Annotated in this window: 16 protein-coding genes; 6 read left to right on the top strand and 10 right to left on the bottom strand. The window is 44.5% G+C overall.

The annotated features are described in order from the left end of the window. Positions 1 to 293: 293 nt before the first annotated feature. The 3 genes from SOHN41_RS07670 to SOHN41_RS07660 all read right to left on the bottom strand — a co-directional run bounded on the left by SOHN41_RS07670 (position 294) and on the right by SOHN41_RS07660 (position 2489). Positions 294 to 503 (bottom strand): cold-shock protein, encoded by a 210-nt coding sequence (locus tag SOHN41_RS07670; RefSeq protein WP_011789734.1) that lies wholly within the window; start codon positions 501 to 503, stop codon positions 294 to 296. Between the two features lie 285 nt (positions 504 to 788). Further along, positions 789 to 1625, bottom strand: a complete 837-nt coding sequence (gene rlmA / locus SOHN41_RS07665; RefSeq protein ID WP_037458416.1) for a 23S rRNA (guanine(745)-N(1))-methyltransferase — start codon at positions 1623 to 1625, stop codon at positions 789 to 791. A gap of 57 nt (positions 1626 to 1682) precedes the next feature. After that, positions 1683 to 2489 (bottom strand): hypothetical protein, encoded by an 807-nt coding sequence (locus tag SOHN41_RS07660; RefSeq protein WP_007647369.1) that lies wholly within the window; start codon positions 2487 to 2489, stop codon positions 1683 to 1685. Between the two features lie 176 nt (positions 2490 to 2665). Between SOHN41_RS07660 and sbcB the strand changes: the two genes are divergently transcribed. Both sbcB and cdd read left to right on the top strand, forming a co-directional pair. After that, positions 2666 to 4078, top strand: a complete 1413-nt coding sequence (sbcB, locus tag SOHN41_RS07655; RefSeq protein ID WP_007647367.1) for an exodeoxyribonuclease I — start codon at positions 2666 to 2668, stop codon at positions 4076 to 4078. Positions 4079 to 4283: 205 nt separating this feature from the next. Further along, positions 4284 to 5174, top strand: coding sequence for a cytidine deaminase (cdd, locus tag SOHN41_RS07650; protein WP_007647365.1), 891 nt, complete (start codon positions 4284 to 4286; stop codon positions 5172 to 5174). A 45-nt stretch (positions 5175 to 5219) separates the two neighbouring features. Here the strand turns inward: cdd and SOHN41_RS07645 are convergent, their stop codons facing one another. The 3 genes from SOHN41_RS07645 to SOHN41_RS07635 form a co-directional block, all read right to left on the bottom strand. Then, complete coding sequence (locus tag SOHN41_RS07645) at positions 5220 to 5432, bottom strand: DUF1289 domain-containing protein (protein ID WP_037458413.1); 213 nt, start codon at positions 5430 to 5432, stop codon at positions 5220 to 5222. After that, entirely contained in the window at positions 5407 to 5757 is a 351-nt protein-coding gene (locus tag SOHN41_RS07640; RefSeq protein WP_037458410.1) for a VOC family protein, read from the bottom strand. Before SOHN41_RS07640 ends, SOHN41_RS07645 begins: the two co-directional genes overlap by 26 nt. Positions 5758 to 5836: 79 nt before the next feature. Continuing rightward, on the bottom strand, positions 5837 to 6541 hold the full coding sequence (locus SOHN41_RS07635; RefSeq protein WP_007647361.1) for a hypothetical protein: 705 nt from the start codon (positions 6539 to 6541) through the stop codon (positions 5837 to 5839). Positions 6542 to 7019: 478 nt separating this feature from the next. Here SOHN41_RS07635 and SOHN41_RS07630 point away from each other — a divergent pair, with 478 nt between their 5' ends. The 3 genes from SOHN41_RS07630 (at position 7020) to SOHN41_RS07620 (ending at position 11551) form a co-directional block, all read left to right on the top strand. Next, positions 7020 to 7400, top strand: a complete 381-nt coding sequence (locus tag SOHN41_RS07630) for a VOC family protein (protein WP_007647359.1) — start codon at positions 7020 to 7022, stop codon at positions 7398 to 7400. Between the two features lie 274 nt (positions 7401 to 7674). Next, the gene (locus SOHN41_RS07625) at positions 7675 to 10929 is read left to right on the top strand and encodes a DUF748 domain-containing protein (protein ID WP_007647357.1); all 3255 of its coding nucleotides are present in this window, start codon (positions 7675 to 7677) and stop codon (positions 10927 to 10929) included. 265 nt (positions 10930 to 11194) lie between these two features. After that, entirely contained in the window at positions 11195 to 11551 is a 357-nt protein-coding gene (locus SOHN41_RS07620; RefSeq protein WP_007647354.1) for a glutaredoxin family protein, read from the top strand. A 54-nt stretch (positions 11552 to 11605) separates the two neighbouring features. Here SOHN41_RS07620 and SOHN41_RS07615 read toward each other — a convergent pair whose 3' ends face one another. After that, positions 11606 to 12295: an energy-coupling factor ABC transporter permease gene (locus SOHN41_RS07615; protein ID WP_007647346.1), complete on the bottom strand. Its 690-nt coding sequence runs from the start codon at positions 12293 to 12295 to the stop codon at positions 11606 to 11608. A gap of 150 nt (positions 12296 to 12445) precedes the next feature. On the opposite strand from SOHN41_RS07615, the gene SOHN41_RS07610 reads away from it, so the two are divergent. Then, positions 12446 to 12910 carry a hypothetical protein gene (locus tag SOHN41_RS07610; RefSeq protein ID WP_007647344.1) on the top strand — a complete coding sequence of 155 codons (465 nt, stop codon included), beginning with the start codon at positions 12446 to 12448 and terminating at the stop codon, positions 12908 to 12910. 57 nt (positions 12911 to 12967) lie between these two features. Here the strand turns inward: SOHN41_RS07610 and SOHN41_RS07605 are convergent, their stop codons facing one another. Genes SOHN41_RS07605 through msbA form a run of 3 tightly spaced genes read right to left on the bottom strand, consistent with a single transcriptional unit; the run spans position 12968 to position 15956 of the window. Then, entirely contained in the window at positions 12968 to 13147 is a 180-nt protein-coding gene (locus SOHN41_RS07605; protein ID WP_007647343.1) for a Trm112 family protein, read from the bottom strand. Continuing rightward, complete coding sequence (gene lpxK, locus SOHN41_RS07600; RefSeq protein WP_007647342.1) at positions 13134 to 14147, bottom strand: tetraacyldisaccharide 4'-kinase; 1014 nt, start codon at positions 14145 to 14147, stop codon at positions 13134 to 13136. The genes SOHN41_RS07605 and lpxK overlap by 14 nt, the downstream gene beginning before the upstream one ends. Beyond that, positions 14148 to 15956, bottom strand: a complete 1809-nt coding sequence (msbA, locus tag SOHN41_RS07595) for a lipid A export permease/ATP-binding protein MsbA (protein ID WP_037458407.1) — start codon at positions 15954 to 15956, stop codon at positions 14148 to 14150. Positions 15957 to 15960: the final 4 nt, after the last annotated feature.

Raw genomic sequence — 15960 nt, 5'->3', positions numbered from 1 at the left:
CACGGACTTTGTCTTGCATAAAAGCTACAAAATAATCCTGAAACGTCAACACGCTCTTGCTCAAATAGAACCGGGGTTACAGCTTTGTTGCCTACCAATCTTATTCGTCTGCGTATAAGACCATTGACTGAAAGCAAGCGTGTCGAATGAAGAGATAACTATTGGAAATATATAGTAGAAGCAAGCGTAGGGAAGGATGTGAGTATAAAGCCGACACAAACAAAAAGAGCCATGGTATAAACCACAGCTCTTTAAATCCATTGTTATTAGCACTTAGCTAATAACACTGAAAATTAACCAATGATGGTTACGTTTTCAGCTTGAGGACCTTTTTGACCTTGAGTCACAGTGAAAGACACTTTCTGACCTTCGTCAAGAGTTTTGAAACCGTCAGAGTTGATCGCACGGAAGTGTACGAATACGTCTGGACCTGATTCTTGCTCAATGAATCCGAAACCTTTATCAGAGTTGAACCACTTAACAACACCAGTAACTTGAGACATGATATAAATCCTGTAAATAAAAAATTAAAGCCTTAACGGCGGTGGAGCTGGAAAATGCCGGTATTACTTATGTTTACAGGACGAACGGGTCGTATTGAACACATAAATATAAGCCCAACCTTCAAGCTAGTAAGACTATAAACCATTCTAAAGATAAGTCAACATACTGTGACACTTTGAAATATTTATTTTGCCTAATTCAACTTAGGGTTTTGCAACCGGCTCGTAGAACGTGGGTGTTCATACGGCTTAGCAATGACAGTTAAGCATTTTTAATAATTTATTTCAATAGCTTAAATCTGATTGTTGCCTTGATATGCGATGTACTTCAATTTGAAAATCAAGTTCGCAACAAAGTCCCTCTACTGCAAAGCGTTGTTTCTGCTCTGCGGTAAACTTCCATGCATAGGGTGTCATTTCCAGAAAATGGGCAATATGCTCACTGTCTTTTAGCTCAAGTTGCGACATGAGTCGCTCCTGATGAAGACATTCAAACCCTGCGAGACAGGCATCTGATGTTGGATGCAATCTTGGCTCGGCATAAATTTGCTGCTTTAAGGCAAAGTGGTGCATTGGACCGGGGGAAACGGTAATGAGAATACCATCACTGCCCATCACCCGTTGAAGTTCCTCATTTTTTGAGGGGGCATAAATCCGAATTGCCAAATCAATGCTGTGTGATGCTATTGGCATCTCATAGGCACTCGCTACACAAAATTGTAATTCAGGATAACGTTTAGCGGCATACTTGATCGCAGATTTAGAAATATCCAGTCCTTGAAAATGACAGGGATGATCCTGCGCGAGCGTGTGGTATAGGCGATGGCTGTAATAACCTTCCCCACAGCCGATATCGAGAACCTGCTGTGCTCTGCCCGCGTATTCCAATGCCAGTTGATTAACCCTGTCACTCAACCCTTGATAATAACCAGCAGTTAAAAACTCCCGCCGAGCAAACATCATTTGTTTGTTATCACCGGGATCTTTAGAGTTTTTCTTTTGTACAGGCAATAGGTTCACATAGCCTTCTTTGGCTATATCAAATTTGTGTTGTCGCGGGCAGCCCCAAGCACGTTCGGCCAGCGTAAGCGGTAAGCCGCAAAGGGGACATAAGTATGACATATTCGGACTCTATAACTTAAAATAATCTATTGATTTTACTGTTAGTTACAAGAAAGCTCAGCCTTCATCTTCCATTAATCGTTCGACCATTTGTATCAGCTCGGGGGTGGCGAGCAACTCGAAGCACTCGAGCTTTCTCAAGGACTTATCAATACTTTGTGCATCGTTAGAGGCGCGACTATAGTTCGGACGCTCAAACATATGAGTATAAGTTCTAAACATCCATTGGCGCTTTTGTTGCAATAAAGGATCGAGTTTAATCGCCTCTTCGGCCAAACTTGCATGGTATTGCCCCAACTCTCCACGTAAAAAGGCTTGCAGTTCAACTCTCACCTGCTCGATTTCGGTCATATATACTGCGAGAGCTTCCGATGATGCACCATAATCGTATTGCCTTGCCAATATCGCTTTTGCCATAAGCAGCACCTGTGGCTCATGCAGTACTCTTAAATCTGACTCTAATGGCACTAGCTCAAATTTTGAGGCAGATTGTAGTGCCAAACACAGGCTGTTATTCACATCTAATTTAAAAGAGACTCCGGTACGTAGCTCCGCGGCACAAAACTTAGGCGCCGTCCCCATACGGCTGTAGAGACGCATTCCCTGTCCAAACGAGCGGTGAATTGGGTTGGAAAATTGAATCTTTTCGGAGGGCACCGAGTTTAATTTAAGCCCCATCAGTGGCTGAAAACGAATCGCGATTTTAGGCTGAGTCCCATCCGCAACCACAATCAACTCTAATAGAGGTGCGCTCATCGCTTGAAGCACAATAAAATCACTGATATCGGCAGGCAATGATAAGGTCATAATTGATGTTTTATCGGCATCGAGGACCATAGGTTCATTTAGATATTGATGATACATAAGACAGTAATTCCCCTTTTCAGGCTGAATTGTAACGCTCAAACGAGATAAAAATCACCTGTTAAGCAATTATCTTTTCAATATAATTCCTGATTCTAGGCACAGGGCAAATGTGCTTCCAAGGGGTTTCAGTGTTAAGATGCTAATATTCGACAAACTGTCATTTGATTTAAATTATGTCTACACCATTTCAGCCAAGTATATTCTGGCACGACTATGAGACTTTCGGGACCCATCCTGCAAAGGATAGACCTGCACAATTTGCGGGTATTCGAACCGATTTAGAACTGAATATTATTAGTGAACCAGAAACCTTTTACTGTAAACAGGCCAGCGATTATCTTCCCTCCCCCGAAGCCATTTTAATCACGGGGATCACCCCGCAATTGGCCAATTTAAGGGGCATTGCCGAAACGGAGTTTATGGGGCGTATCCAGGCACTTTTTAGTCAGCCCAATACCTGTGTCGCTGGTTATAATTCCCTTAGATTTGATGATGAAGTGACCCGTTACGGCTTTTACCGTAATTTTATCGATCCCTATGCACGGGAATGGCAAAATGGCAATTCACGCTGGGATATCATTGATTTAGTTCGCGCTTGCTATGCATTTAGACCCGATGGGATTAACTGGCCACTAAAAGAAGATGGCTCACCTAGCTTTAAATTGGAGCACCTCACCCAGGCAAACGGTTTAAGCCATGAGAAAGCCCATGATGCTATGTCCGATGTTTATGCCACCATAGCTATGGCCAAACTGATCAAAGAAAAACAGCCTAAACTCTACCAATACTATTTTGATCTACGTCGAAAACAAGCGGTTGCCGATCAGATTGATGTGCTCAACATGCAGCCTTTGGCCCATGTTAGCTCAAAGATCAGTGCCCTGAATGGTTGCACTACATTAATTGCACCAGTTGCCCATCATCCAAGCAACAAGAATGCTGTGATCTGCGTTAATTTAGCGATGGATTTAACTCCGCTATTTGAGCTTGATGTAGAACAAATTAAGACTCGAATGTACACCGCAAGAGCCGATTTAGCCGAAGATGAGTTACCTATTCCGGTCAAACAAATCCATTTAAATAAGTGCCCTTTTATCACTTCGGCTAAAATTCTGGACGATGTGCAGGCCGCGAGACTCAATATCGATAAAGCCTTCGCAAGGGAGCAATATAAACGCTTGAAGAGTCATCCTGAACTTAGGGAGAAACTAGCACAATTGTTTGAACTCGATGGGGAAAGTTCGACAACGGATCCCGATTTAATGTTGTATTCCGGTGGTTTTTTTAGTCCCGCAGACAAAGCCAAAATGGAAATAATCCGTCATACTTTACCGCAAAATCTAGCCGCACTCGAATTGCAATTTGATGATGCTCGCATCCCTGAAATGTTGTTTCGTTATCGCGCCCGAAACTACCCAGAGTTACTCGATTACCAAGAGTCGCAGCGCTGGCGTGAATTCTGCCAAGGCCGTTTAGCGGATCAAGATTATTTACTGAAACTTGAAAATCTACTTCAAGACACTGAGACCGATGAAATCAAACAAAAATTGCTTACGGCTTTATGTCACTACTTGCGAGAACTTTAAGTAGGAAAAGATATAAACAAGATAAAATCAATTAGTTAAAACATGCTCACTCTTTAGGGTAAGTCGTAACGAAAAGAGTATAGATCCGACAGTAATTCACTCCGTTACGGGTTTTGAGCCAATAAACGCGAGCCAACTCGCATTTATACTGTAACAAAATTACTAGAATGTTATTCCATGAACTTAACAAACAAGGAATCGGGAAATGCAAGATAGATTTATTCGCAGCATAGCCCAGTTGCCAACACCGTTGGCCGATGCACTTATTCCCTTATTGCATCAAAACTTTGCTGGACACATTGATGCACAACAACTCGCAGAGTTAACGCGTGCCAGCAAGATGACTGAGGCAGAGGTTTTACTCGCATTATTACCCATAGCTGCCGCACTCGCTAAACCGCCGATCAGTGAGTTTTATGTCGGCGCAATTGCAAAGGGCAAGAGTGGTGATATCTATATGGGTGCCAATTTAGAGCTACCCGGTGAAGCCCTGTTTCACTCTGTCCATGCTGAACAAAGTGCGATTAGCCATGCTTGGCTTAGTGGTGAAAGCCAAATCGTCGATATGATTGTTAATGCAAGTCCCTGTGGTCATTGCCGTCAATTCATGAACGAGTTGGTCGATGGGGCTAAGATAACCATTCATCTGCCGGCCCAAGACAGCCACTCGCTAGCCTATTATTTACCCTATGCTTTTGGTCCTACGGATCTCAATGTCACCTCACCTTTACTGACAAAACACGAAACGGAATTTGCGCTAGACAGTAGCGATCCTATGATCATCGAAGGCTTAGATCATGCTGGCTTGAGTTATGCGCCTTACACCCAAAGCTATGCGGCCGTAGTGCTTGAAACGTCCGATGGTGCAACCTATTGCGGACGTTATGCTGAAAATGCCGCCTTTAACCCATCAATGTTGCCAATGCAAATGGCCTTATCGAATCTCACTCGCCACAATCGTGAGTTTAGTGATATAAGCCGAGCTGTGCTCATTGAGTCGTCACAGGGGAAAATTAGTTTAGTGGGAGCAACCATGGATGCGCTCCACACGGTAGCGGCAATTGAACTTGAACATATCGTTGTCGACCCAGTCTGACGATATTCTTCATAGTGTGGTGACAGATTAAGTACTATCACCACACTATTTTTTAGCCATCCATTTAGCCTGCTGGATCCCCCTGCGTTTCGCCATCTTTACATAGCAACAACAACGCTCTTCTTCTGACATCGACCGCCAAGCTAAAATTTCATCGAGATGCCGAAAACACCCCAAACAGATATCTTGCTCATCCAAACAACAGTTTCTGATACATGGGTTTGTGATCGGATCATTCTGACCAGACGGCATATTCATTACCGCAGGGCTCGGTGAAATGGAATCGTCTTCCCCCGGGGAAATTAAATATCCCCGTGGTAATCTTTCCTCCCGCAGCGATAACCGAAGCTTGGGTTTTCTCCAAATCATTGCTATATAAAACAATCAGTGGGCAACCACGCAAAAGTGTAAAATCAACATCCGCCTGATAAAACCCACCCGTTATCCCCGCATCAATAAAGCAGCTATATTCTGGGCCGTAATCCACATAACTCCAACCAAACACCTTATTAAAGAATGCCTTGGAGCTTGCGATATCGCGGCTGGGTATTTCCAGATAATTTATACTGTGATGATGGTTCATAGTGCCTCAGTAAGTGAATAGAATTCTTCGTTAAAAATGGAAACTGAAGTTCCCAGCTTTAGATCGCTTTAAGCCCAGATTAGCCTTGGATCAAGGCTGCGACAAGTCCAATCACCCCACCAAACACCCCGCCCCACACGACTAACCAGCCTAAATGTGTTTGGATCATCTCTTGCACTATTTGTTTTACCATTTGTGGTGTTAGCTCATTGAGGCGTTGTTCAACGATATTGGCAATCTTCATTTGCAAATCGGCCATCACATTGGGCTGTTCAATTTCCTGCTTTAATAACTCGTGAAATTGATCACTTTGTGTCATCTCCACCAATGAAGATTTCATTTTTTCGATAAACGGTACTTTCAGAGGCATCAGTGCTTCAGTGCCGCCAAACATAGATAACATTCCCCCAAAGGATGACTGTGCGACCGTGCTCACTAAGGCATCAAAGGCTGGCGCTAAATCCACCTTATCAATCACAGGGGCTAAATCGATGTTGCTGATCCCTTCCTTCTCGGAGAGGAAACGATCGATATTCTCAGAGGTAAAAAACTGCTTCATCATTAGATGGGCAATACCCGCCTTAAACTCCTCAAAACGGGATGGCACAACCCCAGAGCCATACAAACCTGGCACTTTCTCAAACAGCATATACACGGCTAGCCAGTTAGTGATAGCTCCAGATAATGCAAATAAGCCCACATTGAACAAAATGGGCGAAGCCAATCCGTAACCCAACAGAACACAGACTGCCGCCAATACATTTGTCACTAAACTTTTATTCAATCTTAACTCCCCTTCTATTCCATCAATGAGATGCAAAACTGCGCTATATTAGCAAGTGAATAGGATATAGGTCTAATAGTAGGAATCATAATAAAGCACAGGGGAAATATGGGCTAAAACCTTGCACTCGGAAACCAACATAGTCAAACGGGCTCCACACTAGCATTATTTATTATCATATTTAACAATGCATTATAAATATTTACTTATATAAAAAGAGCAGAATATTTCCGAACACTTTATGAATTATTGACAAGCCTCAACTACACTCTAAGTGACTATTCCGATCTAAGCTGCACCAATCACAGTAAGCAAAGCTTAATAAGCGGCCCCTCAGGCTATGGTCGATGGGATAAAACACCCAAAGTGATGCGTATTGGTGGGCGCTATCGGTGTGGGGAATCTACAACTTGGTCAGCAATTTAGGAAGGCACCCAACTTCTATCCTAGATTTTTCTGTCGAATTAAGGAAATGCTTATGGATTCTGCTTTTAACACTGCTGGAGCATTAAGCTGGCATGAACTCACGACAAATGATACCGAAGAGGCAATGCGATTTTACGGTGAAATTTTTGGCTGGCAATTTAGAACCGTTAAAATGCCCCATGGCCAGTACCATATCATCGAGAATCAAGGCGCGAGTATAGGCGGTATAACCGATAATTTAATCCCCACCCTCCCTTCCCACTGGACGGGTTACATTACGGTTAACGATGTAGACCAAGTGGCAATAAACGCCAAAAAATTGGGGGGAGAAGTACTGTTTGGGCCGGAGAATATTCCAGAGGTTGGTCGTTTTTGCTGGATAAAAGATCCACAAGGTGCCCTGATTGCGGCGATAAGCTATGCCAAATCCTAAGCGTGACTTTATAACTCTCTTTCTGTCGTCTCAGCCTTGAACACGACTAATTTATGATTATTGAGTTGTTGTCAGCCCTAAAGAATCACAGCTGTAAAATAGAGGTTACCCTTTAATGTCAGCTTAGCATTAGATCAGTTACCATAAAGTAATACTCAGATTTTACTAGAAAAAATGGAAAACAACATGTGTATTACTAAATATTATTCGCTAGAATGGCAGTATTTATTGATAGATTTAGCGCTAGTTTGCGCATCGGAGCCTTGATCCTACTATGATGACCCCGCTCTCACGTTTAACATATGCATTCTTTAAGCGCCCCAAATACCAAAGGATTTTTGTCTATTTGACCACGGCCTATCTGAGCTATGTCATCATCCTAGGGCTCATTATTCCCTACACTATAGTATCTTTCGCACCAGAGAAAATATCGCAACTTTTAGGCCGCCCAGTCTCCGTGGAAGAATTGCGACTCAATCCCTTTACTTACCAAGTAGAATTAACCCAACTTACGATCAAAGAGAAAGACAATAACCCATTTGCAGGTATTGATGCCATTCAACTCGAGGTCAATTTTTGGCAATCAGTGTTCAATAGCGCGCTCGTCATTGAAAAGGTTCACCTGCAAGGCCCATATGTTCAGATCAGTCGCACTCAAAAACAAGGCAAGGAAAGCTTTAATTTTGACGATATACTGACAACACTGGCGCAAAACTCGGCACCATCCACAGTGGCAGATCCCAAGGAGCCAACTAAGCCCTTACGCATAATACTTGGGCAATTCACCTTAACCGCTGGCAAATTTAACTTCGATGATAATATCACTCAAGCTCAGGTTAGTTACCCTAGTATCAGCATAAAACTCAATCAGTTAGATACTGAATATACAATGACAACACAGGGGCAAGCGTTAAATACGACTGTCATCCCGCCAGAGCAACCAGCGCCTAAAACTGAGCCAACTGTTGCTGCAAATAACCCTTCAAATACTCCCTCTTTGATGCCCAATAACCACTACGCAGTGCAGCTTAGGGATGATCATGAAGGGGAAATAAGCCTAACGGGACAGTTTCAACTCTCGCCACTCAAGGTGGTTGGAGATATCCAAATGGCCAAGCTCAAATTGGCGCCTCTGTGGCAATTTATCGATGAGCAATTTTATGTCGCCCTTGACAGCGGTGACATCAGCGCGAAAACAGATTACCAAATTGATTTATCAGAGAATACTCCTTTACAGCTCCGCTCTGAACGAGGCCAATTGATCCTTGAAAAACTCAATATAATCAACAAAGAGCAACAAGTTATCCATCTTCCGCTGTTGGCAATTGACGGGATTGACACAGATCTGCAGCAACAAACAATCCACATTAAACAGATACACAGTGAAGGTTTAGCGCTGCATGCGCTGCTTGATGAACAAGGTATTGATCTCCAAAGACTATTGGCACCTAAATCCCAGATTGCATCAGAGGCCACCAACCCAGACCAAAGCACGGCTCCAGATAACGAAAACCAAAACCAAGATGCGGCCTCCAATATTGTCGAAAACACCAAGGCTAAACCCGTAACTCAAACAGGGGCGGAGTCGACATGGCGGGTTCAACTCGACGAGCTCAGCCTTAAAAATTACGATATCAATATTACGGAACACAAACTCAGCACAACAGCCCAGCAATGGCGTATCTATCCATTGGATCTCTCCACTCAAGCGATAGTGAGTGATTTAAAGGATCCCATTGACTATGAGGTCTCATTGGCCGTCAATGGCCAAGGCAAGCTAGCCTCCCAAGGTCAAGTCGATGCCACCGCTGGCGCTATTGCTGCAAAGCTACAGGTGGATAAACTCGTATTAGCGCAATTTCAGCCCTACTTAGCCCCCTATGTAAATATCCAACTCAAGGGTGGCGTCCTTAGCACCGAGGGACAACTCAGTGCCGATGCTAAGGGTCAAGCCATCTATCGGGGCAGTGTTGAGCTGGATGATTTAACCATTCTGGACAATTTGCGTAATGCTCCATTGGTAAAATGGCAGAAAATGCACATTAATCAGTTGGATTTTGACCAGCAAAAGAATCGAATCGACATTGATCATTTGGCCTTTAATCAACCCTACGCTAAGGTTGTGATAGCGAAAGATAGAAGCACCAATATTAGCAATCTGATTGTTGAGACGCCCACCGCACAAAGTGCTACAACACTAAGTTCGACTATCAGTCCCCCAGAGGCTAAGACTGGCACTAAAGCGGTGAAAGCGGTGAAAGCGGTCTCCACTCCAGCGGTACCTAATGCTGCATCTACGCAACCAGAGCTAAGTTTGAATATTCAACAGATCAGCTTTAGCCAAGGCTCGGCCTTTTTTGCCGATAATTCCTTAACGCCAAACTTTGCCTCGGGCATTGAACAACTAGAAGGAAATATCAAACATTTATCTTCAACACCGGGGACAAAAGCATCGGTCGATATTAAAGGCAAGATTGATAAATATGCCCCCGTTACCCTCAAAGGTGATATTAATCCACTGTTAGATATGCCTTATCTTGACCTTGATTTAGTATTTAAAAGTGTTGAACTCACCTCGGTCAATCCCTATTCGGGCACCTATGCGGGTTACTATATCGATAAGGGCCAGCTTTCACTCGCACTCAACTATCAGCTTGAACGTAACCAACTTAAGGGCAGTAATCACTTAGTGATCGATCAGCTCAAACTTGGCAAACCGAGTAATAGCAACTTAGCAACCAGTTTGCCCATCACTTTAGCCATCGCCCTGCTACAGGACCGAAATGGCGTCATCGACTTAGGCATGGAAGTCTCAGGGGATTTAGATTCTCCCAGCTTCAGCGTCGGCAGCATTATTATGACGGCGATCACGAATGTGATCACTAAGGTCGTGACCGCGCCCTTCTCCTTCCTCGCGGGCCTAGTTGGTTCGGATGAAACCTTAGATAAAATCAGCTTCAGTGCGGGTAATTTTGCCCTCGATAGCAAAGCGCAAGAAAGCCTAGATAAACTTGCCAGTGCCTTAACCGATAGGCCTATGCTAAAACTCAGTATTGAAGGTAGCGTCGATGCCATTAACGATAGCCAAATCATCGCCGAACACATGATGAAGCGTAAGTTAGCCAAACTGGCCAACATTCAGTTTAGTGAATTACCAGCCGATTTAAGCCCCAGCCAATTTCCAATCCAAGGGCCCCTCGCCGAGGCGTTAATCAAGCTCTACGAGCAGGAAGTGGCAGCTGATCCACAATTGATTAAGGACACTGTCATCAATGACGCCAAAGACACTCAATTGACGGATGATGAAGTCACTACCCGTTGGCACATTGCACTCTATAACTTGTGCGTAAAAGCCCAGAATGTCACCGACGGTATGCTTGGAGATCTCGCTCAAGAAAGGGCAAAAGCAGTCAAAACCTATCTCGTTGAAACTAAGGGAATAGCACCTGAGCGGATTTTCTTGCTCGAGAGCCGAGTAACACTCAGCCAGAATGCCGCGCAAGTTAATATGACAATAGATGTACCATAAATTGTTTCACTAAAATCACCATTGCTTTATTCAATAAATAAGTTAACGCCCAGCCACTGCTGGGCGTTAATGCATGTAGCAAAGGGTTTGCTACTTAACTGTTGGTCAGCCTAGTGCATTAGGTTACACTTTGGCGCCCTATGCAAAAGCGAGCAAGCCAATCCCTTTCGCGCAGGGATTTACCCTAGCTACGCAAAAGTCTGCAAATGGGGTTGACTGCAACTGCCGATGACAATCCCTATTCCCCTTATTATTTGAGGTAAGCATGTTTATTATTCGTTGGATTTTAGGCCGGATCATTTTACTGTTAAACGTTGTTTTTGCGCCTAAAAAGCGTCATCGCCCCTTAGCTGAACAACAAAAAATCGATGCTCAAACACAATCTCTAACCCTCTACCAATATCCAGCTTGCCCTTTTTGCGTCAAAGTTCGCCGCGCGATGCGCCGTCAAGGGCTCAATATCCAAACACTAGACGCTAAAAAGTCCCCACACAAGGATGAACTCATGGCCCAAGGGGGCAAGCAGCAAGTCCCTTGTTTGCGCATAGAAGCAAGTGATGAGGTGCAATGGTTATATGAGTCTAAGGATATTATCCGTTACCTAGACCAACGTTTCGCATAAGGTCAAAGGCGCGCAGTGAATACTGCGCGCCTTTGATGTTCAAATTCACTGTCTCTATTTACGCCACAAATATTCGCGATCAGAATAGTCAAACAACCATTGGGGTTGATACACCACCAGCAATGTCACCGCCATCCCATTTAATAAGGCTTCAGGAAACGCGAGTAAAGGGATTAACATCAAGTAATTATCGACTAACACTCCCCAGTCATAATCGGCAGCTAACCACAGCCAAGCCGCCCAACTCAACTGATGAAATACCGTCGATAACCCCGCATTGATAAAGGCACCCACAAAAATAAAGACAAAAATATGTTTAGGAAAAAGATGGTAACTGCGGCTATAGAACATAAAAGATAAAAACAACGGAATGGCCGTGGAAAATAAGCTAAATGCACCAAACTCCCCTGGTTGCCTCAACACAAAAACACTAAAAAAAGCACTCGGTAAGAGTAAAGCCACAGTGGCTAAGCGCCAGCCAAACATCAACAAGCAGGTCACCAATCCTAAAAAGTGCAAATGTAACCCAACTTGGATACTGGCATTTAACATCCACAGGGTATTAATCACCACCAGGACGAGCAACAATCGCCACTGTAATCCTTTATCTTTAATAACTTGTTGTAATTCTTCCTTCGGCCAAATAGCATAAACCCATAGCCCTAACAGCAATAAAGCCATCAGTTGCACTGGATTCAAAGTCCATTCAATTTGTGTTAATCGGTTCGACCAGAACTCCCACATTGATGTAAATCCTTTTTTTACGACACCCACGACTCAGTAGAGATTAAACGTCCTAGGGGCAGTTGGCAAAAAGTGCCATAAATCTATGATATTTGCTGCCATATTAAGGTATTCTTCCATGAGTTAATAACCTAAGAGTTAACGTTTATTATGTCGATAAAATCACTCAGTCTCGTCATCTTCAGCTGCTTTACCCTTATTGCCTGCAGCAGTGCCCCGATCGACCCCACGGACTTGGCTGGTAAATTAAAAGATAAATTAACCACAGATATCAAAGCCGATGGCCTAAAGTTGTTTACCTATCAGGCGAGTTTGGTTGAAGATAAATCGAATAGTGATAAGGCTGAACGCCCACTTCCCCATGAAGAGCGTATGCGTCAGATGACTCAAGATCCCCGTGAACAGCGCCGAAGCCGAAAAGACCATGAAGCCATTCTCGAGGTTTGGGGAGAACAGGTTGTACTCGGTCTTACTAAAACCTTAGAAATGACAGGTTACTGCCGTGAGGGCTATTTCGAACTGAGTCGTGTGATTGAGTCAGGGCGGGGCGAGATCCGCGGCGAATGTAAGGAAGGAGCAACTGCAACTGACAGGCAAAAATTTGTGAATTTTTAATCCACTCGATTAAAACCGATGCGCGTAAACTCAAGTACGCGCATCGAAGTCTTTAGATTAAACGGCTTCCGTTAGCGGAATAGCACGATTTTCCAGCAACACAGGTATGCCTTCGGTGATAGGATAAGCCAATTTATCGGCTTTACAGATCAACTGCTGCGCAGCCTTATCATATTCAAGTTTTCCCTTGCAAACTGGGCAAGCTACTATATCTAAAAGTTTTTTATCGAATGCCATGAGAGTTTCCTTGTTTCGCTGCAACCACATCATGAAGACGGTTTAACAGCTGCTCATCAAATTGTGGGGATAGCTTGGCATTGACCGCCAAATACCACCAGTTTTCTTGTGCAAAATCGCGACATTTAACCGCATCTTTTTCGGTCATCATCAACGGAAGATCTTTCGCCAAATCACATAACTGTTTTTTATCATAGGCTTGGTGATCATCAAACCCATGGGATAAGGTCAACTGATAGCCCTCGGCTTGCAACGAGTCGAAGAAACGAGCGGGATTCCCAATCCCAGCCATAGCGATCAGAGGCTTAGATTTATCAAACTGCTCATTCACAGCGTTTCCTTTCACTGCCCTCACCTCTGTGGGGAGCAGTTGCATCTCAAATTGCCCGTCATTGGCAGGACCGCCATTAATCACCACAAAATCCACTTGTTCAAGTCGCCAGGCTCCTTCACGGAGTGGACCTGCTGGGAGAAGATGTTGATTGCCTAACCCCCTTTGACCATCGATCACTACCAGTTCAATATCCCGCCCGAGAGCATAGTGCTGTAGTCCATCGTCGCAGATGATCACATCGACACCAAACTCGCTTATTAGGGTTTTCGCCGCGTTAACCCGTTTGCTCCCCACCACCATAGGAACCTCAGTACGGGCCACTATCATCGCCGGTTCATCCCCTACGTCAGCAGCACTTGCCCCAGCTGAAACGACTCTGACGCCTCGAATATCTACGCCATAGCCCCGACTAATCACCCCAGGGTTAAATCCCTTTGCTCGGAGCAATTCGATCAGATAAATAACGGTTGGAGTCTTGCCACTACCGCCGACTGTGATATTTCCAACCACAATCACAGGTACTGCTAGGCTGGTTTGGGGTTTAATGCCGAGACGAAATAAACCGCGCCGCACCGCAGTGATCAGCGCAAATAATCCCGAAAAGGGCACTAATAGCCACAGTAACGGATGGCCTTGATACCAAATTTTATTAAGGAGTGCCTGCATCTAGTTACCAAATTGCATTTGATACAACTTGGCATACATACCACCCAATTCCAATAAGGATTTATGGGTGCCACGCTCAACGATACGACCTTGATCAACCACCAGAATTTGATCGGCGCTTTCAATCGTTGAGAGTCTGTGGGCAATCACCACTGAGGTACGATTTTGCCGCAAATTATCTAATCCCTGCTGGATCGCTTTTTCAGACTCAGTATCCAGTGCCGATGTTGCCTCATCGAGGATAAGCACAGGTGCATCACGTAGCATGGCACGTGCGATGGCAATACGCTGGCGTTGGCCACCGGAGAGCAAGACACCATTTTCCCCCACTTGAGTATCGAGTCCCTCGGGCAGATGTTCGATAAACTCCATCGCATGGGCTAAGGTTGCCGCTTGGATAATCTGTTCGCGGGTCACTGAACCAGGGTAGGCATAAGCAATATTGTTGGCAATAGTGTCATTGAACAAGGTCACTTGCTGGGAGACTAATGCAACCTGGTTTCGAAGGGATTTTAATGTGTAGTCGTAGATACTGATGTCATCAAGTAGAATATCACCGGACTCAAGCCCAGTATAAAAACGCGTCACTAGGCTTGCAATGGTCGACTTACCCGATCCAGAACGGCCGACTAAGGCTAAGGTTTGCCCTTGTTTTACCTCAAAATCAACCTTATCTAAGGCGCGGCGCTCCTGCCCTTCGTAGCTAAAACTCACCCCTTCGAAACGTAAATTCCCCTTTGCCCGCTCAACGGTATAAGTGCCAGTATCAGATTCGGGCTGAGTATCTAGCAGCTCAAATACCGTAGTACAAGCGGCAATACCACGCTGAAATTCAGCATTAACCCTAGTCAGGTTTTTGATGGGCTGTAACATGGCCATCATTGCCCCGAGGATAGTGGCAAAGGTCCCAGCGGTCAGATCGGCTTTCATGCTATCGAAACTGGCCGCATACAATACAAATGCCAATGCGAAGGAGCCTATCACCATGATCAACGGCTGACTGATTGCCTGCGCTACGGCTAACTTCATATTTTGATGGCGATTTTGATCATTAACCTTAGCAAAACGAGCCACTTCGGTTTCTTGCCCACCAAAGGCTAAGACGTTTTTATGCCCCTTGATCATCTGCTCTGTGGTGGCACTCACACCGCCCATGGCCGTTTGAATTTGCTTAGAGACTTTACGGAAACGGCGACTCACCACAGTGATCACTAACCCCATAATGGGGCCAATCACTAAAATACACAGGGATAATTTCCATGAGTTGTAAAACATCAGCGCTAGCATACCTATCACAGTAACGCTGTCACGGACGATGGAGATCAAGGCGCTCCCCGAAGCTCGGGCAATTTGCTCAGTGTCAAAGGTCACCTTAGAAATCAAATTTCCGGTATTTTCCTTATCCATATAACTAACAGGCAAACTGAGATAATGCTCAAATACCTGCTGACGCATATCCATGATCAATCGCGCACTCATGTATGAGATGCCGTAGGTCGACACAAAATTGGCAAAACCGCGCAGGGAGAACATCAAAATCACAACGATGGGTGCCATCAACAGTATATTGTTGTCGGCATGGAAGCCTTGGCTCGTTGGCAAGGCAATACCATTGCTTATCGCTGTGGGCGTTCCACTGGAAAAACCTTTATCGATAAAAGGGCCGATGAAAGCGATAAAAGCCGCATCGACGAGACCATAGGTGATTAGTCCCACAACAGAAAGCAAAAACATGCCCTTCATCGGTTTAAGATAGCCCAGTAATCGTTTGAAAACTGTCCACATTTCGTCTTTAGGAGATGCTGTCATTGAT

It is taken from the genome of Shewanella sp. HN-41 (genome assembly GCF_000217915.1).
GTDB lineage: Bacteria > Pseudomonadota > Gammaproteobacteria > Enterobacterales > Shewanellaceae > Shewanella.
The sequence above is the reverse complement of the archived record's forward strand: the minus strand, read 5'-3'. Positions and strand labels throughout refer to the sequence as shown.